A 21,091-nucleotide genomic window follows, 5' to 3' on the forward strand; every position below is an offset into this window, starting at 1 on the left:
CGGGCGCCCCGCAGGGACCGCCCGGCTCACGACGTCAACCGCGTTTCTGCTCCTGAGGCCGCGGCCTCGGCGGCTCCGCCACCTTCGCCTCCGGCTTCGGCGCGCTGCGAACGGCCTCCGCGCGCAGCAGGGCGCGCAGGACCGCGTACGGGTCTGTGGACATGGCTGTGTTCCTTGCGTAGAGCTGACTGACCTGGGGGAGTGCGGGACCGGTCGGTCGGTCAGCAGCGCAGGACCACGGTGCGCAGAAGAGGCGTGGCGTACGTCGGACACGGTGCCGTCGGGCACGGGCGGTGCTGGTCCGCCGGGTCGGCGGGCGCCGCGTCGGGGAGCGGCGCGGGGCGCTGGGGTACGTCGGCGCGGGGGACGGCTCGGGCGGGGAGCCGGAGCGGAGTGTCGAGGACGTCGTGTTCGGCCGTCTCGGCGGAGACGGCCGGAGCGGTCGCCGTGCGGGCCTCGGCCGCCGTCGGGGCGCCGGCCAGCAGCAGGACGAGCAGCAGTACGAGCGCCCGCGGCCAGGCGTGTCCTGGCTGCGGGCGACCGGAGGGGGAACCGCTGCTCATGGCGGTCATCTCCCCGCGCGGTGGATGGTGTTCATCGCGCCGGGCGCGAGATCCGCTCGCTCGGCGTACCGGTGAGGCGCGGGGTTGACGCTGCTCACAGGGCCAGGGGGATGTGCTTGGCCCGGCTGTGGATGCCGAACGCGGAGACGATCTCGACGATGCCGACGACGACCAGCCAGAAACCGGCGACCAGGGTCAGTACGGCGACCGACTGGAACGGCGAGACGATCAGCACGATGCCGGCGATGAAGGTGACGATCCCGAGGAAGATCATCCAGCCGCGGGCAGGCGTCCCGGGGTCGTGCACGGCGGCGATCGTCTGGGTGATCCCGCGGATCAGCCAGCCGATCCCGATCCACAGCGCGAGCAGCAGGATCGACTCCAGCGGGCCGCGGAAGCAGAACAGGCCCAGCAAGATCGACAGCGCGCCGCTGATGAAGGCCAGCACGCGCAGCGAGGTCGTCTTGTGTGTGCCGAACGCGGCGACCAGTTGGAAAACGCCGCTGATCAGCAGGTAGATGCCGAAGAGCACACCTGCTGCGAGCAGCGAGGCGCCCGGCCAGACGAGGACCAGGATGCCGAGGATCAGGGAGGCGATCCCGGTGAGCAGTACGGTCTGCCAGGCGGCTTTCGAGAGGGCGTGCAAGGGCCCCTCGAACGGCGGTTCGGGCTCATGCCGGAAGGTGGAGGCGGAGTGAGCCTTGCGGTCGTCGTCGGCGGGGCCGGTGCTGGGGGGCTCGGTCATGGGTACAGCTGAAACCGGTGGGGGCGCCCTTGCCAGCAGGGAGGGGCTGACCGGGTGAGGGCTACTTCCCTGCGGCCTTCGCCGCCTTCGCCGCCGCCTTCATCTCCTGCTTGTGGGCCCGCACCTTCGCCAGTGACTCGGGTCCCGTGATGTCTGCCACGGACCGGAACGACTCCTCCTCCCCGTACGGCCCCGCCGCCTCCCGCCATCCCTTCGGCCGTACCCCCAGCTGCTTGCCCAGCAGCGCCAGAAAGATCTGCGCCTTCTGCTTGCCGAACCCGGGCAGCTCCTCGAGCCGCTTCAGCAGTTCCGCCCCGCTGTCGACGTCGCGCCAGATGGCCTCGACGTCACCGTCGTAGTGCTCGACGAGGTACTGGCACAGCTGCTGGATCCGCTTGGCCATGGCGCCGGGGTAGCGGTGCACCGCGGGCTTCTCGGAGAGCAGCGCGGCGAACGCCTCCGGATCCTGGGCGGCGATCTCGTGGGCGTCCAGGTCGTCCGTGCCCATGCGCTTCGCGATGGTCGCCGGCCCCTTGAACGCCCACTCCATCGGGACCTGCTGGTCGAGCAGCATGCCGATGAGCACGGCGAGCTTGCTGCGGCTGAGGAGTTCGTCGGCCTCGGGATCCTGGGCGAGGTGCAGAGTCGTGGTGTTGGTGTTGGTGTTGGCTTCGGTCTTGGCGTCCATGGCTCGATGATCCCGCGACCCCACCCGCCCCGCGCGCCCGCTTCACCCGCCGGCCCTTCGCACCCGGCCCGGCCGTCGTCTCCCCCGTACTCCCCGACATCGACCTCCCGGACGCCCACCTGCCCGAAAAGCGCGCTCAACTGGCATTTCCCACCCGGACGGTAGCCTTCCCGGATGCTGACGCCCGATGACCTGATCGCCCACTACGGACTGGAGCCGATCCCCCGCGAGGGCGGGCTGTTCCGGCAGACCTGGTCCGGTCCCGCACGCGCCGACGGCCGTCCCGAGGGCACCGCGATCGTCGCCCTCCTCACCGCGGAGGACTACTCGGCCCTGCACCGCCTCCCCTCCGACGAGATCTGGCACTTCTACCTGGGCGACCCCCTGGACCTCCTGCTCCTCGCCCCCGACGGCACCACCCGCACCCCCGTCCTCGGCCCGGACATCCGCGACGGCCAGCGGATCCAGCTCACCGTCCCGGCCGGTACCTGGATGGGCGCCCGTGTGGCACCTCCCGGCGCCTGGACCCTCTTCGGCTGCACCATGGCCCCCGGATTCACCTTCGAGGGGTACGAACACGGGAACGCGGCCCACCTCACGGCGCGCTACCCGTCCGAAGCCGCCCGCATCACGGAGCTCTGCCGCCCATGACCCTCCTGCTGGACGGACAGGTCGCCCTGGTCTTGGATCACCGGCCACGACTTGGTCTGTGGACGGCGGTACATCGGCCCGGCCGACGTGCTGACAGCGTGCCGCCAGGGCCGCCGGGCCGTGTCGGTGCGCGGCTCCGCCGCACGGGCGCGACCGGCCCGTCGTACCCGCGGACACAATGAGCGCTGCATGCCCCCCATCCGTATGACCCATGAAGGCGTGCTTCCGAACTCAGGACGGTGACGTGGGCACTCAGGACGGTGACGTGAGCGAAGGACCCGGCCAACGGCGCACAACAACCCCCCACGGGGCAGCCCCACGCGGAGCATTGCGCGCCCTCGCACTACTCGGCACCCTCCTCACCGCCCTCCTCCTCGCGTCGGCCGCCCCCGCCTCCGCGCACGCGGCACTGCGCGGCAGCGACCCCGCCGACGGTGCCGTACTCAAGTCGTCGCCCGGGTCCGTCACCCTGACCTTCACCGAGTCCGTCGGCCTGCTCGACGACTCGTTCCGGGTGTACGACCCCACCAACCACCGGGTGACCACCGGCGGCCCGGGACACGGCCCCGCCGGCTCGGACACCGCCCGGATCACCTTCCCGAAGAGGCTCGGCACCGGCACATTCACCGTGGCGTGGCGGGTCGTGTCGGCGGACAGTCACCCCGTCTCCGGCGCCCTCACCTTCTCCGTGGGCAAGCCGTCGGCGACCATGGCGACCATCCCGACCGGCCCGGCCGAGAACCCGGCCACCGGCAGCCTCTACAACATCGGCCGCTATGTCGCGTACCTCGCCGTGGCGCTGCTGATAGGCACCGTGGCCTTCACAGCCCTCTGCCGCCCCCCTGACCCGGCCCCCCTCCGCAAACCGGTCCGGACCGCCTGGTGGGCCCTCCTGGCCGCCACCCTCTTCCTCTTCGTCCTCCGCTCCCCCTACGAGGAGGGCACCTCCCCGGCGACTGCCTTCGACCTCTCCGCGCTCGCCAGGACCGCGACGGGCCGCCCGGGCCTGGCGCTGCTGGCCAGGGTCGCCCTCCTAGTGATCGCGGCAGGCCTGTACTCCCTCCTCCGCAAGCGCGAGAACCGGTTCGGCCCGTCGCGGCCGCTCCTCGTCACCGCCCTCGCCGTCGGCCTGGCCCTGACCTGGGCGGCGGCGGAACATGCCTCAGCAGGCGTCCAGGTGCCCCTGGCGATGACGTCCTCGGTCCTGCACCTCCTGGCGATGGCGCTCTGGCTGGGCGGCCTCACGGCCCTCCTCACCACCCTCTACCGGTCCACCGCCACACCCCTCCCCGCCGTCGTCGTCACCCGCTTCTCCCGGGTGGCCTTCGCCTCGGTGACGGTCCTCGTGGCCACCGGCGTGTACCAGTCCTGGCGCGGCCTGGGCTCCTGGCAGGCGCTCACCGACACGACGTACGGCCGTCTCCTGCTCGTCAAACTCGCCGCCGTGACCCTGCTGCTGGCGGCGGCCTCCCAGTCGCGCCGCTGGACGGCGAAGCGGGCGAGCGCCCCGGCCGCGGCGGCGGTCCGCGACCGCGTCCCGGAAACGGTCGGCGGGCCGCCCCCGGCGACCCCACCGGCCGCGGAGGAGCCGGCCCCCGCGCCGCACCACCGGGCCTTGCGCCGCTCGGTCCTCGCCGAGGTCACCGTCGGCGTAGCCGTGCTGGGCGTCACCACGATCCTCACCGGCACCCTGCCCGGCCGCGCGGCCGCCGAGGCGGGGACGGAAACAGGCTCGACCGCCGCCGGCATCCCGGCGGCCTCCGTCTCCGTGGTCCCGTTCGACGTCGGCACCCCGAACGGCCACGGCAAGGTACAGATCACCCTGGACCCCGGCCGGGTCGGCGCGAACTCCGTGCAGGCGGTCGTCCTCGGCCCCGACGGCGGTATCTCCACCGTCCCCGAACTCCGCCTCTCCTTCACCCTCACCGCCCAGAGGATCGGCCCCCTCCCCACCGGCCTGACCGACCGCGGCGGCTACTGGGCGGCCAACTCCGTCAGCCTCCCGATCGGGGGCGAGTGGACGATGAAACTGACGGTACGGGTGTCGGACCTGGACCAGGTGACGGTCGCGAAGAAGGTACGGATCGCCGGTTAGCCGGGTCTGCTGGGACGGAGAGTGAGACGGACCACGAAGAAGTCCCCGACCGGCGAACGGTCGGGGCCTTTCGTCTGCCAGGGGTTGTCCCGAACACGCTTTCCAACTGACTGGAAGCGGCTGCTGGAAGACGCAGGGGTTCGGAACGCTCGGCTGCACGACGCCCGGCACACGGCCGCCACCGTGCTCATGCTGCTCGGTGTCCCGGACCGGGTCATCGATCAGATCATGGGGTGGGAGCCAGGCACAGGCACCTCCGCGAGCATGCGGGCGCGGTACCTGCATGTGCCGGACGTCATGCTCAAGGACGTGGCCCGGAAGATCGCCGAAGCCATCTGGGGACCCCCGGAAACACCGGCTGTGGACAAAAACCAGGACAACGAGGTCTGAGGACAACGCCGAAGGGCCCCACCGTGAGGTGGGGCCCTTCGACATCGTGCCCGGTGAGGCACTGGCGGAGGATACGAGATTCGAACTCGTGAGGGGTTGCCCCCAACACGCTTTCCAAATGTTCGTATGGGGGTCCGGCGGGGGGCGTGGGTGTCCTGTCCTGCGGCGGAGTGTTCGCGGTGGCCTCGTCCGGACGGGTCTGGACGAGGGTGAATGAGACCAGAACTGAGACCACAAGCCCCGGCCGTCTTACGAGGTCAGGCCCTCTGTCGCCTCTCGTGCATGAATGGGGACATCCTCTCGGTGACGGGTGATCCAGAATCCAGGTTCAGGGATCGCCGACACGTACATCGGGTGCGGGTACAGGAGATGTCCGCTAGCGCACCGGTCTCCAGGTGCTCAGGCGCTACCCTTTTGGGGTGCTGGTCTGGGATGTTCTGGACAGTCAATGGGGGAGGCGAGCGTGGCCCGAATCGTCGGCGTACACGGCATCGGTTGGTCCTGGAAGTCGCGTGAGGAGATGCACGAGACTTGGCACGGTGCGTTGAGCACCGGGCTGCGGAACATCCGGTATCCCGACGCCGGGGCGGTGACGTTCGAGGCGGCCTTCTACGGGCACCTGTACAACGGTGGCACGGGCAAGGCTGGCGGCGACGCGCTCTACACCGCCGCCGACGTGGCCGACGGCTTCGAGTACGAGCTGCTGGAGGCCATGGCCAGGGAGGCGGATCCGGCAGCCTTCGACGAGGAGAGCGCCGGGCCGGCCTCCAAGGGGTTCGTCGTCCGCGGCGCGCAGGCCTGTCTCGACGTCCTGGAGAGGACCCCGTACCTCGGCGGAATGACGGCCTCGGTCCTCATCCGCCAGATCAAGCAGGTGCACCGGTACTTCGAGGACCCTGCACTGGGCGAGGAGATCCGGGGCGAGCTGGAGACGGCGATCCAGGACGACACGCGGGTGGTCCTCGCTCACTCGCTGGGGAGCGTGGCCGCCTACGAGGTCCTGTGGAAGCTCAAGGACGCCCGGATCGACACCCTGGTCACCATGGGCTCGCCGCTGGGACTGAAGTCCATCCGGCGCCGCCTGGCCCGCTCGGCCGACGTGGAACCGGGGCGCCCGCCGTCCGTGCGCCGCTGGGTGAACGTGGCCGCCGAGCAGGACGTCGTCGCCCTGCGTAAGCGCATCAAGACCCTCTACGGCGGAGAGGTTGAGGACTTCGTCGTCATCAACCCGCTGCTCCACATGCACGACTGCACCCGGTACCTGACCAACGTGTGGACCGCTCGCGCTGTCGAGGCAGCTCTTGGGTGAGCGGTGGTTCTTCCTGGCGGGAGAGGGTGAATACGGTGAGGAAACCGGCCTGGCGCGACTCGAGCACGTGCCGGACGAGCTGAGGTTGATGCGCCGCACGCTCCAGGAACTGGGGATGCGGGAGATCCCCAGGCCCGAGGGAGCGGTCGGGGAGCGGGGCCTGCACGAGGTACGCACGGAGCTCGCGGCGTGGTTGAAGGCGGTGAGCAACGGTGAGCAGGAGCCGCCGCTGTCGCTGTTCGTCTACTGCACGGGGCACGGCGAGCAGGATCCCGACACCACGTGGGGCCTGGCTCTGCCGACGTACGGCGAGGCGAAGGAGCTCCTTGAGCCGAAACACATCATCAACGCCTTGTACGGGGCTGACCGGCAACGCAAGAAGGAACTCTTCGAGCAGGCGGTCATCGTCCTTGACGCCTGCTACTCCGAGCCCGGCGCGGGTACTGCCATGGAAACCCGTCGGCATCAGTCCACTGTCGGTCGCGTTGACTACGACGCCTGGGTGATCTCCACCGCCCGGAGGGCCCAGAAGGCCCAACAGCTAGCCTTCGCCCGCGCGTTCGCAAAGGCGCTCTCCCGGAGTGACGGCACGCGGGAGTTCATCGAGCCCTCCGTTCTCGTGGAACAGATCAACAAGTACCTGCCGACGGACAGCCAGGAAGTGTGGGTGTCCTCCATCGACCGCCGGGGCTGTCGCGCACTGCCCGATCCGGCGTACATGCCGCAGACGTCGCCCGACTGGCTCGACGGGGATCTCGACGAGTGGTCCCACCTCGCACGCGGCCGGAGGGCCCGGGGCCAGGAGGGCTGGTACTTCTCGGGCCGGCGCGAGGAACAGCAGCGTCTTCGCGAGTTCATCGCCGGCGGCGGACCGGCCGGGCCGCTTGTTCTTCGGGGCGCGGCCGGAGTCGGCAAGAGCGCGCTCCTCGGACACCTGGCCGTGTGCGGGAAGACTGAGTGGCGGCGGCTGCTGCCGCCCGTCGCCCGGCGCGGTCTGATCCTCCCGGACGACTCGGTGCACGCACTGGTGTCCGCGCAGGACGCCAGTGTCTCGGGCCTGGCCCGGCGGATCGCCCGGGCGTTCGGCGGCCTCGACCTGGGGAACGCCCCGACCCCGGACGAGCTGTGCGAGGCCCTGGAGGACCTGCCTCCCCGGACCGTTCTGGTCGACGACCTCCATCTGGTGGACGACGACCAGATGGAGGTCGTGGTCACGGAGCTGCTCGACCCCCTGGCCGAGTACGCGCGCACCACAGTAATTGCCTCGGCGGGCCACGACGCTGCCGCCGACGCGGTGTGGCAGCGCCTCCAGCTGCCGGTGTTTCAGCTCGGCACTGACGACGAGGGCGTCCGAGCCTATGCCCGCGCACGGGGCGCCAGCGCGGTCGCCGCCGCCTGCCACGGACACTTCGGGGCGGCGGTCGACGCGGTCGACGCCTTCTTGGGCACCTCGCACGACGGCGACGGCGGGGCGAAGGCCCGGGAGGCGGCGGGCAAGCGGCTGACGATTTTCCATCGCAGCCTGCTCGCCTCCCGTGACCGCCCGGAGGACTGGTGCCGGGCGATGCTGGAGCCGGTGCGGGCCGCGGCGGCGTGCGGGTACGAGGCCGGCCTGACGGCCGAGCACTGGGCGGCGCTCGCCACGGCCGCGGACCGCTCTGGCAGGACGTACAGCCCCGAGGAGGCGAGGGAGGCCGCGGAGCTGCTGGGGACCTCGGTGACGGACACCGCGGTGATGGGCGCCGATGCGGGCGAGGGCGTCGCGACGCCCTCGGCGTGGCGCCTCGCCACCCCCGTTGCGCTGGATCCGCGCGGGCAGGAGTTCGCCGAGGCGGTGCGGAACTGCCTGCCCGTCCACGCGTCCGGAGCCGATACGGCCGGAGCGTCCGGCGAGCCCGGAATCGACTGGGCGGCGGACACGGCCCTGACCGCCCTGTTCGCGGCCGCCGCCCGCCCCTTCGAGCGGAAGTTCGCCACCGAGCTGTCCTCGATGGCCTTCTGGGCGGCACTGCCCGGCGGCGCCCTCGCCCGACAACTGGTTGCCGGAGGGGACCGGCTCTTTCCGGAGTGGGTCGTCAAGGGCGTACGGGCCCAGACGCCCGAGCTCCACCCGGCGGAGCGGGCGTTCCAGCTGAAGCTCGACTTCCTCAGGTCCGGGGGCGACGGGCGCGGTCTGGACCTGCGCGGTTCCGGTGCCGGAGTCGACATCCTGTGGGCCACCCAGGACAGCGTGGCCGTACCCGACCTCCTGGCAGTCGCATCCGACGGGTCCGGCGCCGGCTACGTGGTGACCACCCACGGCGACGCCACGATACGGCTGTGGAACCTGGCGGACGGCGCATCGCTCGCCGAGGCGGTGCGGTCCGAGGACGACGGTATCGCCTCGCACCTGGCGCTCGCCGTCGTCGACGGCGAGCCCGTCGTCGCGTTCGTCGCGGACGGCGTGGGACTGCTGTGGTGGCCGCTGACGGGCCGGGCCCCCGAGCCTCTGGCCGCCCTGGATGGGGCGACGGCGTTCTCACTGCACGGTGACCTGCTGGCTGTCGCCGCGGGCATGCGGATCGAGGTCGTCGAACTGGGCGCCACCGGGCGGGCCAGGTCCTTCGTCGTGCCGGGGTCGAGCCGCGTCACCCAGGTCCACCTGGGGGGCCAGGCCAGCGACAGACGGCTCGTCGCCACCACCGAGTTCGGCACCGTAACCGCGCGCCTAGGGGACACGGGCGTGCCAGCGATACGACGCCAGCCGCTGCTCATGCCCTCCACGCAGCACGCCGTGGTGTCGTCGACCGGTCGCACTGTGGGCATGGTCGAGCGCGGGGGAGGGCTGTTCGTATGGGACGAGAGCCACGGGACGAGAAGTCTCGACATCCCCGCCGTGCGCGACGGAACGCTCGCTTTCGCTGTCGGTGACAGCCTGGCAGCCGCGGCCGGCGGCGCGCGGAGACCCTGGCTGTGCCTCCTCCCGACCACTTCCGGTGACGAGCGGCCGATCTCCCGGTTTCCGCTGCCGGACCAGCCAGTGGCGCTCGCCCTCGACGCGGACGGGTCCTACCTGGTGGTGACCGACCTGCGAGGAGTGTTCTGTCTCGACGTTCGCCTCGATCCGCCGCGACCGGACACGGTCGATCCTGATCCACCCGGCCCGTCCCCGACGACCGACCGCAGTGAGGAGGCAAGATGACGGCCCTGAACTCCGTCTCGGCACGTGACGGTGTCGTCGGCGCACTGCTCGCCCTCGACGATATCCTGACGAAGCACGAGGAATCGGCCCCGCGCACGTCCTTCGGCGTTCTGCTCGAACGACTCCACGCCCAAGGAGTCCGGCCCCTGTTGGCGGAAGCGGAGCGGAGGGACCTGAACGGCGCGGCGCTGGGCATCCCGGACCGGTTCGTGACCGGCTCCGTTCGCACCAGCATCGAGCGGCTGGTTGACATGCTCCTGGACCCGGAGGCCTGCGAGGGCCCGTACGCCGAACTGGTCGCGCACATCCAGAGCATCGAGGGCATGGAGGACGACCTCGTCGGCCTCTACGAGCGGGCCTGCGCACCCGACAGCGGCCCGTACGTCCCTGAGCAGCGCCGGCCCAAGGACGACCTGTCCGAGGACGGCGCGTCCGAGAAGACGGCCACCCCCAAGGGCCCACCCGCCGAGTACTTGGACGTCACCGTCCTCCGCCCGGAAGCCGACCCGGACCTGCCGCCCACGGCCTGGGCAGCCCGCCTCGCCCTGGAGAGCAAGGCCGGTGACGCCGCCGCCGGTCACGACGACGCGGTCCGGGAGCTGGCTGGTATAACCAGGAAATGGCGGTCCGTCACCCCGGTCACCAACAGGGCCTCCGACGGAGGCGCCGAGCCCGTACGGAACCTGCTCCTCCAGTTGGGGCGCGACGAGGAACTCGCGGGGGACCCGAAGCCGAGACTGGCGGCCCAGGGCCTGCTGCCGCCGAGCCGCGTCAACGACACCACGGTGACCCTGCCCGCTGCCCTGCGGCTCCTTTCGCGGACACTCGCCGCCCCCGAACTGCCCCACCCCGCGCCCGGCATGTCGGCCGCCGGCGCGTACTCGTCGTCCCACCTCGGCGCGACGACGCAGTTCCAGCCCATGGAGCCCGGCGAGGCGTCCCTGCGCGCTGCCGCCTGCAACGGCACGCTCGTCCATCCCGGCCGCGGCGGCTGGTTCCGTACCTCCGCCGGGGGCGGCGCCCCGACGCTCGCGGTCGCGGACCCCGGCCTCACCCTGGAGGGCGCGGCCCGCGCCTACTGGGGCGCGGCCTGGGACGCGTGGACGCGGAACTGGCACGAGAGCGCCCTGAAGGCCACCGGATGGAGTCTCTCCGACTGGTCGCTGACGCAGCCCGACGGCCAGCCGCTCCCCGACATCCGCACAGACCAGGCCGACAGCCTTGTGGCGATCTTCCAGGACCCGGAGCGCAAGGTGGCCGTGCTGGGAGGACCGTCCGGCTCCGGGAAGAGCTGCATCGCCCGCTGCACGGCACGGTCGCTCGTCGAGGCCGGGCGGCGCGTGATCGTTCTCGTCCCCGATGACCAGGCGTTCCCGAGCGGTGACGTCCTTGCCGGAGTCGTACGGCATGCCCTCGGCAGTCTCGAACCCCTGGAACAGCCGGAGACGGGCTGCCCCGTCGTGATCATCGACGGCATCCGGCCGCTGGGCGAGATGGACGTTGACCGCGTGCTGCCCGCCGTGTCGGCGGAGCTCGGCGTCAGCATGCTCGCCTGCCTGGGGTACGACATCAACTCGCTCCACGACTGGCAGGCGGCGAACCTCACCGTCGTACCGTCCATCGTCCGCACCGCCGCCCTCCTCGACCTGGCCGGCCGCGCCCGGGAGATCCACGGGGACAAGGTCGCCAGCAACCCCCGCTTCGTCGAAGCCCTGGCTCGCCGCTTCCCCCACGACCTCGCACGATTCGTCAAGGGCCTGTGCGACTACCGCGGCGGGGACGACAGGCCCGAACGTCTCGAGGAGGAACTCCGGCAGAACTTCATCGAGGGCGCCGAACTAGGGGCCGAAGCACAGGACTTGGCGGCCGTCGTCGCTGCTGTCTCCCTGCTCGGCGGGAACGTGAGCGTCCCCGAGCACGAGCGCGGCGACCTCTACAGGATCGGTGCCGCTCCGGACGGAGCCCCCGACCGTCTCCGCTTCCCGAGCCCCACGGACTGCCGCACGATCCTGGACGCCTACGCCGAAGTCGCCCATGCCGACGAGGCCACCCGGCCACGCCGCCACGAGCTCGTCGCCGAGCTCGTCTCCAAGGAACTCTTCCGAGACCTGGGCGACCACCGCAGCGGGCTGCTGCCCATGCTCCGCGGCGCGCGCCTGAACGACGAGCGCGTCTGCCGAAGCCTCGCGGAGAGCCTGCTGCACCCCGAGCACGAGGACGACTTCGCCAAATGGCGCCGGACCGCGTCACCGGTGGGCATCGCGCTGGTGCTGCTCGCGATCGACTCCTCGTTCGGCGACAAGCTGATGGGCCGGCTCCTGAAGACCCTCGTGGCGCGTCTGCCGCAGGCCACCCTCCGGTCCGGACGCGACCTGCTGGCCGTGATCCGCGCGATCCACCGGCACAGGCACCGTTTCAGCGACTCCCAGTTCGACACCCTCGCCGACTGGATGGTGAAGCGGTTCGGAGAGTTGCTGGACGACAGGCCCAGACCCAACGACGGCCTGTACAGCGTGCTGGAGCAGCTCAGCCGCTTCCATCATCCGCGCCTCGACGAGGTCGTGGCCGAGCGCGGGGTGGAGACCCTGGTCCGCCTCGACCCTGACAAGGCCCTCGACTACCGCACGGTCGGCCGGGTCGAACGCCTGGTGCGCCGCGCAGCCAACGACATCGCCATGCCGGAGTACGCCTCCTGGGTCCAGAACGAGGCCGAGGTCCGCAAGCTCCTCGAGCACGATCCCGATCCCACTCGCGGTATCGCGCTGTACATCTCGTCCCTCGTCCTCCGGCTGCGCTACGACCCTGACTACGAGGACTGGGGGACGGTCTTCCGCAGGCACGAGGTGGGCATCCGGCAGGCGCTGCGGCACGCGGACGCGGTGGACCTGCGGTACGCGCTGGAGGAGGCCCGGGACTACCGGGTCGGCTTCGTCACCAAGCTGCTGAACGACCAGGGCATCAACAAGAACGACCAGGGCATCAACAAGGGGGAGGGCTTCGGCGTCGCCATCCGCAACGCCTTGCGGACCGCGACCCCGACGGACGCCGCCCTGCTGATCCGGACGACCAGCGAGACCCACGACTACACCGCCCGTCACGCGCTGTACGGCGACCGCGCGGAGCGCCTCGACGTCGATCTCGCCCGCGCCCTCGCCCAGCAGGTGCGGGTCAACCAGGACGTCAAGGGCGCCGGTCTGCTCCTGTCGGCGACAGCACGTGTCGACGAGCTGTTCCTGACCGAGAAGAAGGGCTTCAGCCAGTACCTCGCCGAGGAACTCGGTAAGGACTGGGTGACCGCCCGATTGGAGGAGGATCCACGGATTTCCATCCAGTACCACCTGATCAAGGGGATCTGGGAGGCCGACGCCTCCTTCCGGGAGGAGTGCCTGGATCTTTTCGTGGACGTCGTCGCCAGGGCGCTGAACCGCTCGATGCGGCCCTGGGGCCCACAGGCCGCCCTGCTGCTGGGGCAGGACGAGGAGTTCGGGGCTGCCTTCCTGGAGAAGCTGGGCCGGCATGTGGCGGACAAGAGGCTCTTCGAGGGAATGAAGGACGCGTCGATCGCGGACGCCCGGCGTCTCTTCCATCGGCTCGGCCGTGCCATGTACCAAGGGCTGTCGAGCCGGTACGTCAACGAGCACGATGCGGCGGGCTTCATCGAGAAGATGGCCTCCGCCTCGCCCGCGTCGGCGGCGCTGTGCGCCCGGGAGACCGCCCGGACGCTCGTCGACGGGGGCGTGCCCATGGAGGACGCCGGGCTGTGGGTGCTGCGGAAGGACGGCACCGAGACCCCGGAGTCGGTGGGCCGGCGTTGGGCCGCGCAGATCGGTCGCGGAGCCAGTGCGAATCAGGTGACCGAGGTGATCAACGTACTGTCCCGGCTGAACAGTGACACCGCTGCGGCGACCCTCGACGAGCTGAGGACCAGGATCGTCCCCCGGCGCGGGCGCAAGGACAGCCTGCTGCGGGAAAAAGCACGTCAGTCGGTGTACAACGACCCCGTCGAGGCGGCCCGGCTGCTGACGGCGGTGGAGCGGGTGTCCGCCGGCTCCGGTGCCGCGCTGATGCGCGACCTGCAGGGTGAACGGGGAGCCTGGAACGCCTTCACGAGCGAACTCGCCCATATCCAGCACCCCACCCAGCAGTACGAGGTCGTTCGTCAACTGGTGGCGCTCGGGCTGCGGTCGGGCGGTGTTTATTCGAACTGGGTGGAGAAGCTCCGCGACCGGCACCAGGCGACGGTGATGCAGGTGACCAGCCCGGCCGCGCTTGCCGACGTCCTGCGGCTGGCCCTGATCTGGGACGTCGGCTGGGCCTGCCGGCTGGCCGCCGGCATCCCCGGACAGCGCCTGGCCAGAAGGCTCGGCTACGCACGGGTGAAGGACCTGACACACACACCCTCTCTGCTGTCACTGCTGGTGACAGCACAAGCCGACGAGCCTGTCCGGTTCTTGTTCGATGAGCTGGAGCGTCTGGAGCCCACATCACTTGTGAAGCGTCTCAACGCGCATTCCATCGATGTGCTGCTGGATGTCGCGCTCAGGGTGCGGCCGGACTTCGCCCATCGCCTGGTACCCGCCGTGGCCGAGGCCATTGGCGCGCAGATGCGACGTGACGTGGTTTTCGACGAGGCGGAGCACTGGAACGAGATCGGCTGGATCGCGCGCTCCTTGCACATGATGAACAAGACGCAGCTGCTCGCCCGCCAGGTACCGAAGCGCAGACCGAACCCGTCTTACCCCTATGCCACTGCCTGGGGCGCGATGTGGCTTCCTCGCCAGAAGTGGACTCAGGAGACCCTCGGTAGTGCGATCGACCACATCATGAAGCCATCGGCCTCCGGCTCTCATTCGGTCTTCGTCGCCTTTGCCTACGCATCGGCCGAAGGCCGTACCGCCGAGCTGCGGTCTCCGGACGGATTCTGGCCCGACCTCGGTGGGTGCAGTGCCCGTGCACTTGCTGTCCTCCAGTTGATGGCCGAGCGGGATCCGGACCTGCGTGCCGCGCTGCTTTCCCAGCAGGACACGCTCGTGGCACAGCTGGACAGGCCCACGTCGCGGACCGACAGCTACATGAGCTCGGCACGTGCGTGGTTCGACCTCCGCCGCGACTTGGTTCGGCAGGCGTGAGAGACGAGCGCGGTTGGAGCAATGAGGACCCAACCCTTCGAAGGTGGTCGTCGTCTGCTGCTCCGACTCAGCTACGCGGTCGCCGAACTCGACGCGCGGCCGTCTGGCTTGATGCGCTGGCCGAACTGGGCGACGTCGAGCAGCAGTAGGACGTGCAGCATGCCGGTCAGTCCGTGACGGCCATTAACCGGCCTTCTTCTTGCGCGTGATCAAGTCGCGCGTGCTGCGGGTGTCTACCTCCGCTGCGCTGGTCGGCGCTCCTCCTCCGTCGAGGCCGAATTGCATGCGCGTCGTATCCGGCGGTCCGCACGACTCGTTGTACGGCCGCCTCCGCGGTGGTCTGGTGCTCAGCAACTCGGATGGCGAATTGGTTCAGCGTGCTCGGTGAGGTGGCGCCCTCATTGGCCGGGCGGGGTGCACGGTGCCGTGGCGTAGGTGGAGGCTCGCGAGTCCGAGGCAGGTAAGGGGGGCGTCCCGGACTCGCGGGCTGCCTGAGGGGGCTACTTCGTGGCGACGACGTAGACGCTGCCCCAGCCGCGCTTCGGGTTGGCCATGGTGGGGTCGAACGTCCAGGGTTCGACGGTGGTGAAGCCGGCCTCGGTGAAGAGCTGGACGAGCTTCTCGTGGTCGTAGGCCCAGAGGTGCGGGGTGTACGTGGGGTCGTCGTCCTGGTCGCGGAAGACCAGGTTGACGAGGTCGAGACGGGTGTTGATGTCGCTGCGGCAGTTGCGCTTGGAGTACCAGCGGTCGATCGTCTCGTCGGTGGCGTCGAGGGGGCCGGGGTACTGGTTCAGGGCGAAAGCGGCGTCGGGTACGCCGGTGATGATCCGGCCGCCCGGCACGAGCACGCGGTGGGCCTCTCGGACGTAGTGCTTGGCCGAGCGCGGGTAGTCGATGTGCTCCAGGAAGTGCTCGGAGAAGATCTCGTGGGTGCTGCGGTCCTGGAGGGGAATGCCCTCGCGGATGTCCCAGAGAAGGTCGGCCGGCGGCACGAGGTCGATGTTGAAGAAGCCGTCGATGCGATGCGCCCCGCCGCCGATCTGGATCTTGGCGGGCTTGTCGTCGATCCAGCCGTTGGGCCACGCGCGTCGGCTGGCGTGGTGGTAGCGGTGGAGCTTGATCTCCTTGGCGGCAGCCCGGAGGGTGCGGGCGAGCCCGTGGGTGGTGGCGGGGTCGGCGAGGATCGCGTGGATCTGCTCGCCGAGAAGGTCGGCGGAGGGCATGCCGGAGGGACTCATCACGGATCTCCTGCGTGTGAGGTTGCGAGGTGAGGTGGGCCGCGGATAGCGGCGGTGGTGATCAGGCGACGCTGGGCGCGGGGGCGGCGGTCCACTGGTTGTTGCGCATGAGGGTGTACTTGATGTCCACCAGCCGCGGAGCGATGGTCAGCGAGAGTTCTTCGGCCGGGTGGAGATGGCCGGTGTCGTCCTGCTCGGCGCGCCAGACGCGGTAGTCGAGGTTGGGGTAGGCCGGGTTGATGCCGATCTCGCCCTTGGGCATAGTGCCGTTGAACGGGGCGACGATGTCCATGTGGTTCCAGTAGTTCCAGGCTTGCAGCGCCTTGTGCTGGTCGAAGTAGAAGTAGAAGTAGAAGTCGGGGTAGCGGCCGAAGGAGCGCAGTTCCCGGTGGATCAGGTGGCCCAGTAGGGGGCCGAGCTGGGTGGCCAGCGAGTCGAACTCCCAGCGCGTGTGGTGCCATGCTTCGGGGGCATCGCCGGGCGCGAAGAGGCGGGCGGCGACGGGTCGACCTGATGGATGAGCGCGGCCAGCTGCTTCGGGCAGGGCCGGAATCTCGCGAGGTCGAACTTGCCGGCCATGCTGGGGAAGACTGCGAACAGCATCTCCTTGTACAGCCAGTTGTTCAGCTCGCCGAGCTCAGCCAAGCGCTGGGTGTGGGGCGACGTCGAGTGGAGCATGAGGTACTCCGCGAGCGCCTCGAAGTACAGGTAGCCGAGGATCGGCAAACGCGGGATCGTCTCGTCAAGCAGCTGGAGGAACGGCTCGGCGTCGACCCGGCTTCCCTGGTACGTCACAGCCGACGCCGTGGCGAGGAAAGCGGCCGAGTTCTTGACCCTGCCGACGACGGTCTCGCGTAAGTGGTACCGCTCGTTCTTGCTGAGCAGGTATTCGAGATGGCTGTAGATCTGCATGGCTGCGGCGGACCGACGGCGTGGGGCCACTCATCGCCCAGTGGCGGATGAGCGACGGCCTGCGCACCGTCACGGCGCTCATCCTCGACGTCGTACGGCAGATGCACGCCGCCTACGGAGGGCTGGCACTGCGCCGGGACGATGGCGGTCGACCCTACCTGCCGTACCCGGGCGTCGTCCTCATCGAGGAGGTGGACGCGCACCTCCACGTCTCCTGGCAGCAGCGCATCGGCGAGTGGTTCAAGGCCCACTTCCCCGCAGTCCAGTTCATCGTGACCACTCACAGCCCCTACATCTGCCAGGCAGCGGACCCTGGTGGCCTCGTCCGGCTGCCGGGCCCCGACGAGCAGGCCCCGCCAGAGGTCGTGGACGAGAAGGAGTACGGCACGATTGTCTACGGGACTGGCGACGACGCGGTGCTCTCGGATTTCTTCGGTCTCCAGTCCCCGTTCTCCCGTCGCGCCGAGGAGCTGCGCGAAGAGCTCGCCGACCTGGAGTATGAGGTCTCGTCGGGCGACGCCGATCCGGAGACGGTGCGACGGTTCCGCACTTTGCGCCGGACCCTGGCCAGCTCCCAGGCGACCTACGTCGAGGACTCCAGCCTGCGAGCCAGGAGGCGGGAGACCGGCGGCTCGTGATCAGGATCGTACGACCGCGGCTCCCTATCGGACTGGAAGCTTCCCTGCTGGCCCTGACCCAGGAGATGGCTGGCACCCCAGTGCCCGAGCGTGGTGAGCACGCCGAGCGGATGTGGGAGCGCAAGACCGTGCGACGGGATGTGTACCGGCCGATGCGCGAGGCGTTGGAAGACATGGCGCCCGGTGTGGACTGCTGCATGTACTGCGGGAATCACCTGGCCGACACGGTGGACCACTTCGTTCCCAAATCTCGATGCGCCCTGCGGACCTTCTACTGGCCGAACCTCCTGTGGCCTGCTCCACCTGCAACACGCGCTTCAAGGGCAACAAGCACCGGGGCGACGGCCTCGTCGGCTCCCTCCTCATTGACCCGACCCGTGAGAACCCCTTCGAACACCTGGACCTTGGGCTCGCCAGCGGCGTCTACCGGCCGGTCGAGGGCTCGCCGAAGGGCGAGTGGACCATCAAGGTCTGCGGCCTGAACGAGGGGAAGCGTCCACGGGTCCGTGCCGAAGCCTGGCTGAACCTGGCCGACGATCTGCGGGGCTGGGCCCAGGCCCGGGCTCTTGGCGATGTCAGGAACATGCGCCGCAGGATCTACCGCATGCGCACCCAGCCGTTTGCCGACGTCTGTTACGCGGCGCTGCACAAGGCTGTGTCTGAGGAAGCGCCCCGGGTCTTCGTGGCCGAGGAGCCGGGCGTCCTGGACCTCCTGCGGGACGACGAGCTGCGCGCCGCCTTTCAGATGTGAGTGGCCCGGCTTAAGCGCTGCCGCGACGGGCACTCGCACCAACTGAGACCACGCACGTTGAAGGGCCCCGCTGCAAGCAGCGGGGCCCTTCAACATCGTGCCCGGTGAGGCACTGGCGGAGGATACGAGATTCGAACTCGTGAGGGGTTGCCCCCAACACGCTTTCCAAGCGTGCGCCCTAGGCCTCTAGGCGAATCCTCCGCCGGAAACATTACATGACCGAGAGGAGTGCTCGCGAACTCGTTCCGACCCGCTGACGTCGGGTACTCTGTGCGGAGCCCCCCACGCGGCGCTATCTGACTGAACTCCCCCAGGGCCGGAAGGCAGCAAGGGTAGGTTGGCTCTGGCGGGTGCGTGGGGGGCGCTCGCGTTTGCGGGCGGGGCTGGTTGTCAGTGGGCGCCTATAACCTCGTAAGCGTGTCGTCTCTCGCGCTGTACCGCCGCTATCGCCCGGAGTCGTTCGCCGAGGTCATCGGGCAGGAGCATGTAACCGGCCCGTTGCAGCAGGCGCTGCGGAACAACCGGGTCAATCACGCGTACCTGTTCAGCGGGCCGCGTGGGTGCGGGAAGACCACCAGCGCGCGGATCCTGGCGCGGTGCCTGAACTGCGAGCAGGGACCGACGCCGACGCCCTGCGGGGAGTGCCAGTCGTGCCAGGACCTCGCGCGGAACGGGCGCGGTTCCATCGACGTCATCGAGATCGACGCGGCTTCTCACGGTGGTGTGGACGACGCCCGTGAGCTGCGCGAGAAGGCCTTCTTCGGGCCTGCCGGCAGCCGCTACAAGATCTACATCATCGACGAGGCCCACATGGTCACGTCGGCCGGCTTCAACGCGCTGCTCAAGGTCGTCGAGGAGCCGCCGGAGCATCTGAAGTTCATCTTCGCCACCACCGAGCCCGAGAAGGTCATCGGGACGATTCGGTCGCGGACCCATCACTACCCCTTCCGGCTGGTGCCGCCGGGCACCCTGAGGGACTACCTCGCCGAGGTGTGCGGCAAGGAGAACATCCCGGTCGAGGACGGCGTGCTGCCGCTCGTCGTCCGCGCGGGCGCCGGTTCCGTGCGTGACTCCATGTCCGTCATGGACCAGTTGCTCGCCGGGGCGGGAGCGGAGGGTGTGACGTATGCCATGGCCACCTCCCTGCTCGGCTACACCGACGGGTCCCTGCTCGACTCCGTCGTCGAGGCATTCGCGACGGGGGACGGCGCCGCCGCCTTCGAGGTCGTCGACCGCATCATCGAGGGGGGCAACGACCCGCGCCGCTTCGTCGCCGACCTGCTGGAGCGGCTGCGGGACCTGGTGATCCTCGCTGCCGTCCCGGACGCCGTGGAGAAAGGGCTGCTCGACGCCCCCGCCGACGTTCTCGAACGTATGCAGGCCCAGGCCGGCACGTTCGGTGCCGCCGAGCTCAGCCGCGCGGCCGACCTCGTCAACGAGGGGCTGACCGAGATGCGCGGCGCCACCTCCCCGCGCCTCCAGCTGGAGCTGATCTGCGCACGCGTGATGCTGCCGGCCGCCTACGGCGACGAGCGGTCCGTGATGGCTCGCCTCGACCGGCTGGAGCGTGGCGTCAACTTCTCGGGTGGGGGCGGTGCGCCCGCCATGGGGTACGTCCCCGGGCCCGAGGCGCACATGGCGGCCGCGGCGCCCGGCGGAGCGTCGGCGGGGGCTCCGGTGCCGCAGAGGGGTGGCCCCGCGGCGGCCCGGGCGGCGGTACGAGGGGGAGCGGCGCCCGAGCCACAGCCCGCGCCCCCGGCACAGTCACCGGCCGCCCAGTCACCGGCCCATCAGTCACTGGCCCATCAGTCAGCGGCCCATCAGTCACCGGCCCCTCAGCCACCTGCCCCTACGCCGTCATCCCCTCCGGCCGCGGCCCCTGCGGCCCCCGCTGCCGCCGCGCCCGGCGCCTGGCCGACGGCCGCCCCCGCGGGTGGCGGCGTCGCCCGCCGCCCCGGCGGCTGGCCCACGGCCACGGCCACGGGCGCCCCTGCGGCCCAGCCGGCCCCGGCGCCGGCGTCCGCGACCCCGGCTGCTCCCGCCCCGGCCGCCCCCGCCTCCGCCGGCGGCCTCGACCCCCGGGTCCTCTGGCCGAACATCCTGGAGGCGGTCAAGAACCGTCGCCGCTTCACCTGGATCCTGCTCAGCCAGAACGCCCAGGTCGCCGGTTTCGACGGCACCACCCTCCAACTCGGCTTCGTCAACGCCGGCGCCCGCGACAACTTCGCGAGCAGCGGCAGCGAGGACGTGCTGCGGCAGGCGCTGGCCGAGCAGTTCAGTGTGCAGTGGCGGATCGAGGCGGTCGTCGACCCGACGGGCGGCGGCGGCCCGGCTCCGGCCGGCCCCGGCGGCGCACCCTCGGCGTCGTCCGGTTACGGCGGCCCCGCCCCGTCGGCCCCCGTCCGCCCGGCGGCTCCCCAGCCCGCACCGCCCACGGCCCGGCCCCAGGGCGCCCCGTCGTCCTCCCCGACGGCAGCGGCTCCGGCCCCGCCGCCCGCGGCCCCCGAGCCGCCCCCGGTGTCCCCCGAGGACGACATCCCCGAGGAGGACGACCCCGACCTCGACGAGTCGGCCCTCTCGGGTCACGAACTGATCGTGCGGGAGCTCGGGGCGACGGTGGTGGAGGAGATCCGCAACGAGTGACGCGTGACGGGTGACACACGTCGACGGTCCGGAGGCGGGAGCCGCGGATTGTCCGGAGGCTGCGGTCGTACGGGGTCGTTCGCGCTATTCCCCGCGCCCCCTGAGTTTCGCTTGGGAACACGGTCCTCAGCAGACGGTCGGCCCCCACTCCGCCCCCT

Annotated in this window: 14 protein-coding genes, 1 tRNA gene, 1 other RNA gene and 1 pseudogene; 10 read left to right on the forward strand and 7 right to left on the reverse strand. The window is 70.5% G+C overall.

The genetic code is table 11. The features are described 5' to 3' along the window. Nucleotides 1-34: 34 nt before the first annotated feature. From ABZ396_RS28730 to ABZ396_RS28745, 4 genes are all read right to left on the reverse strand, one after another. Nucleotides 35-163, reverse strand: coding sequence for a hypothetical protein (locus ABZ396_RS28730; protein ID WP_358917334.1), 129 nt, complete (start codon nt 161-163; stop codon nt 35-37). Between the two features lie 58 nt (nt 164-221). Further along, nucleotides 222-563: a hypothetical protein gene (locus ABZ396_RS28735; protein ID WP_358917333.1), complete on the reverse strand. Its 342-nt coding sequence runs from the start codon at nt 561-563 to the stop codon at nt 222-224. A gap of 94 nt (nt 564-657) precedes the next feature. Next, nucleotides 658-1,308, reverse strand: a complete 651-nt coding sequence (locus ABZ396_RS28740) for an HdeD family acid-resistance protein (protein WP_358917331.1) — start codon at nt 1,306-1,308, stop codon at nt 658-660. A gap of 61 nt (nt 1,309-1,369) precedes the next feature. Continuing rightward, the gene (locus ABZ396_RS28745; RefSeq protein WP_358917329.1) at nt 1,370-1,996 is read right to left on the reverse strand and encodes an HhH-GPD-type base excision DNA repair protein; all 627 of its coding nucleotides are present in this window, start codon (nt 1,994-1,996) and stop codon (nt 1,370-1,372) included. Between the two features lie 177 nt (nt 1,997-2,173). Between ABZ396_RS28745 and ABZ396_RS28750 the strand changes: the two genes are divergently transcribed. The 6 genes from ABZ396_RS28750 (at nt 2,174) to ABZ396_RS28775 (ending at nt 14,751) form a co-directional block, all read left to right on the forward strand. Beyond that, nucleotides 2,174-2,647 carry a cupin domain-containing protein gene (locus ABZ396_RS28750; protein ID WP_358917446.1) on the forward strand — a complete coding sequence of 158 codons (474 nt, stop codon included), beginning with the start codon at nt 2,174-2,176 and terminating at the stop codon, nt 2,645-2,647. Between the two features lie 328 nt (nt 2,648-2,975). Continuing rightward, a complete protein-coding gene (locus ABZ396_RS28755; protein ID WP_358917328.1) occupies nt 2,976-4,742 on the forward strand; it encodes a copper resistance protein CopC in 1,767 nt (588 codons plus the stop codon). Nucleotides 4,743-4,763: 21 nt separating this feature from the next. Continuing rightward, nucleotides 4,764-5,132 carry a tyrosine-type recombinase/integrase gene (locus tag ABZ396_RS28760; RefSeq protein WP_358917326.1) on the forward strand — a complete coding sequence of 123 codons (369 nt, stop codon included), beginning with the start codon at nt 4,764-4,766 and terminating at the stop codon, nt 5,130-5,132. A 463-nt stretch (nt 5,133-5,595) separates the two neighbouring features. After that, nucleotides 5,596-6,441 carry a hypothetical protein gene (locus tag ABZ396_RS28765; protein WP_358917324.1) on the forward strand — a complete coding sequence of 282 codons (846 nt, stop codon included), beginning with the start codon at nt 5,596-5,598 and terminating at the stop codon, nt 6,439-6,441. Nucleotides 6,442-6,529: 88 nt separating this feature from the next. After that, nucleotides 6,530-9,622: an ATP-binding protein gene (locus tag ABZ396_RS28770; RefSeq protein WP_358917322.1), complete on the forward strand. Its 3,093-nt coding sequence runs from the start codon at nt 6,530-6,532 to the stop codon at nt 9,620-9,622. Then, nucleotides 9,619-14,751, forward strand: coding sequence for a hypothetical protein (locus ABZ396_RS28775; protein WP_358917320.1), 5,133 nt, complete (start codon nt 9,619-9,621; stop codon nt 14,749-14,751). The genes ABZ396_RS28770 and ABZ396_RS28775 overlap by 4 nt, the downstream gene beginning before the upstream one ends. A gap of 500 nt (nt 14,752-15,251) precedes the next feature. Here ABZ396_RS28775 and ABZ396_RS28780 read toward each other — a convergent pair whose 3' ends face one another. Then, entirely contained in the window at nt 15,252-15,989 is a 738-nt protein-coding gene (locus ABZ396_RS28780; protein WP_358917318.1) for a methyltransferase domain-containing protein, read from the reverse strand. 61 nt (nt 15,990-16,050) lie between these two features. Beyond that, nucleotides 16,051-16,901: pseudogene (locus tag ABZ396_RS28785) on the reverse strand (hypothetical protein); the annotation flags it as partial. 20 nt (nt 16,902-16,921) lie between these two features. Here ABZ396_RS28785 and ABZ396_RS28790 point away from each other — a divergent pair. Further along, entirely contained in the window at nt 16,922-17,539 is a 618-nt protein-coding gene (locus tag ABZ396_RS28790) for an AAA family ATPase (protein WP_358917316.1), read from the forward strand. 253 nt (nt 17,540-17,792) lie between these two features. Further along, complete coding sequence (locus ABZ396_RS28795) at nt 17,793-18,290, forward strand: hypothetical protein (protein WP_358917315.1); 498 nt, start codon at nt 17,793-17,795, stop codon at nt 18,288-18,290. 113 nt (nt 18,291-18,403) lie between these two features. On the opposite strand, the gene ABZ396_RS28800 is transcribed toward ABZ396_RS28795, so the two are convergent. Further along, nucleotides 18,404-18,491, reverse strand: a tRNA-Ser gene (locus ABZ396_RS28800). A 72-nt stretch (nt 18,492-18,563) separates the two neighbouring features. On the opposite strand from ABZ396_RS28800, the gene ffs reads away from it, so the two are divergent. After that, nucleotides 18,564-18,662: signal recognition particle sRNA small type (gene ffs, locus ABZ396_RS28805), an RNA gene on the forward strand. 45 nt (nt 18,663-18,707) lie between these two features. After that, complete coding sequence (locus tag ABZ396_RS28810) at nt 18,708-20,933, forward strand: DNA polymerase III subunit gamma and tau (RefSeq protein ID WP_358917313.1); 2,226 nt, start codon at nt 18,708-18,710, stop codon at nt 20,931-20,933. Nucleotides 20,934-21,091: the final 158 nt, after the last annotated feature.

This window comes from Streptomyces sp. NPDC005866 (assembly GCF_040629895.1).
Taxonomy (GTDB): domain Bacteria; phylum Actinomycetota; class Actinomycetes; order Streptomycetales; family Streptomycetaceae; genus Streptomyces.

Bases quoted from the DNA above. Each gene is read 5' to 3' on its own strand.
- ABZ396_RS28730 (WP_358917334.1), bottom strand. From the start codon at position 163: ATGTCCACAGACCCGTACGCGGTCCTGCGCGCCCTGCTGCGCGCGGAG.
- ABZ396_RS28735 (WP_358917333.1), bottom strand. From the start codon at position 563: ATGAGCAGCGGTTCCCCCTCCGGTCGCCCGCAGCCAGGACACGCCTGG.
- ABZ396_RS28740 (WP_358917331.1), bottom strand. From the start codon at position 1,308: ATGACCGAGCCCCCCAGCACCGGCCCCGCCGACGACGACCGCAAGGCT.
- ABZ396_RS28745 (WP_358917329.1), bottom strand. From the start codon at position 1,996: ATGGACGCCAAGACCGAAGCCAACACCAACACCAACACCACGACTCTG.
- ABZ396_RS28770 (WP_358917322.1), top strand. From the start codon at position 6,530: ATGCGCCGCACGCTCCAGGAACTGGGGATGCGGGAGATCCCCAGGCCC.
- ABZ396_RS28775 (WP_358917320.1), top strand. From the start codon at position 9,619: ATGACGGCCCTGAACTCCGTCTCGGCACGTGACGGTGTCGTCGGCGCA.
- ABZ396_RS28780 (WP_358917318.1), bottom strand. From the start codon at position 15,989: ATGAGTCCCTCCGGCATGCCCTCCGCCGACCTTCTCGGCGAGCAGATC.
- ABZ396_RS28795 (WP_358917315.1), top strand. From the start codon at position 17,793: ATGCGCCCTGCGGACCTTCTACTGGCCGAACCTCCTGTGGCCTGCTCC.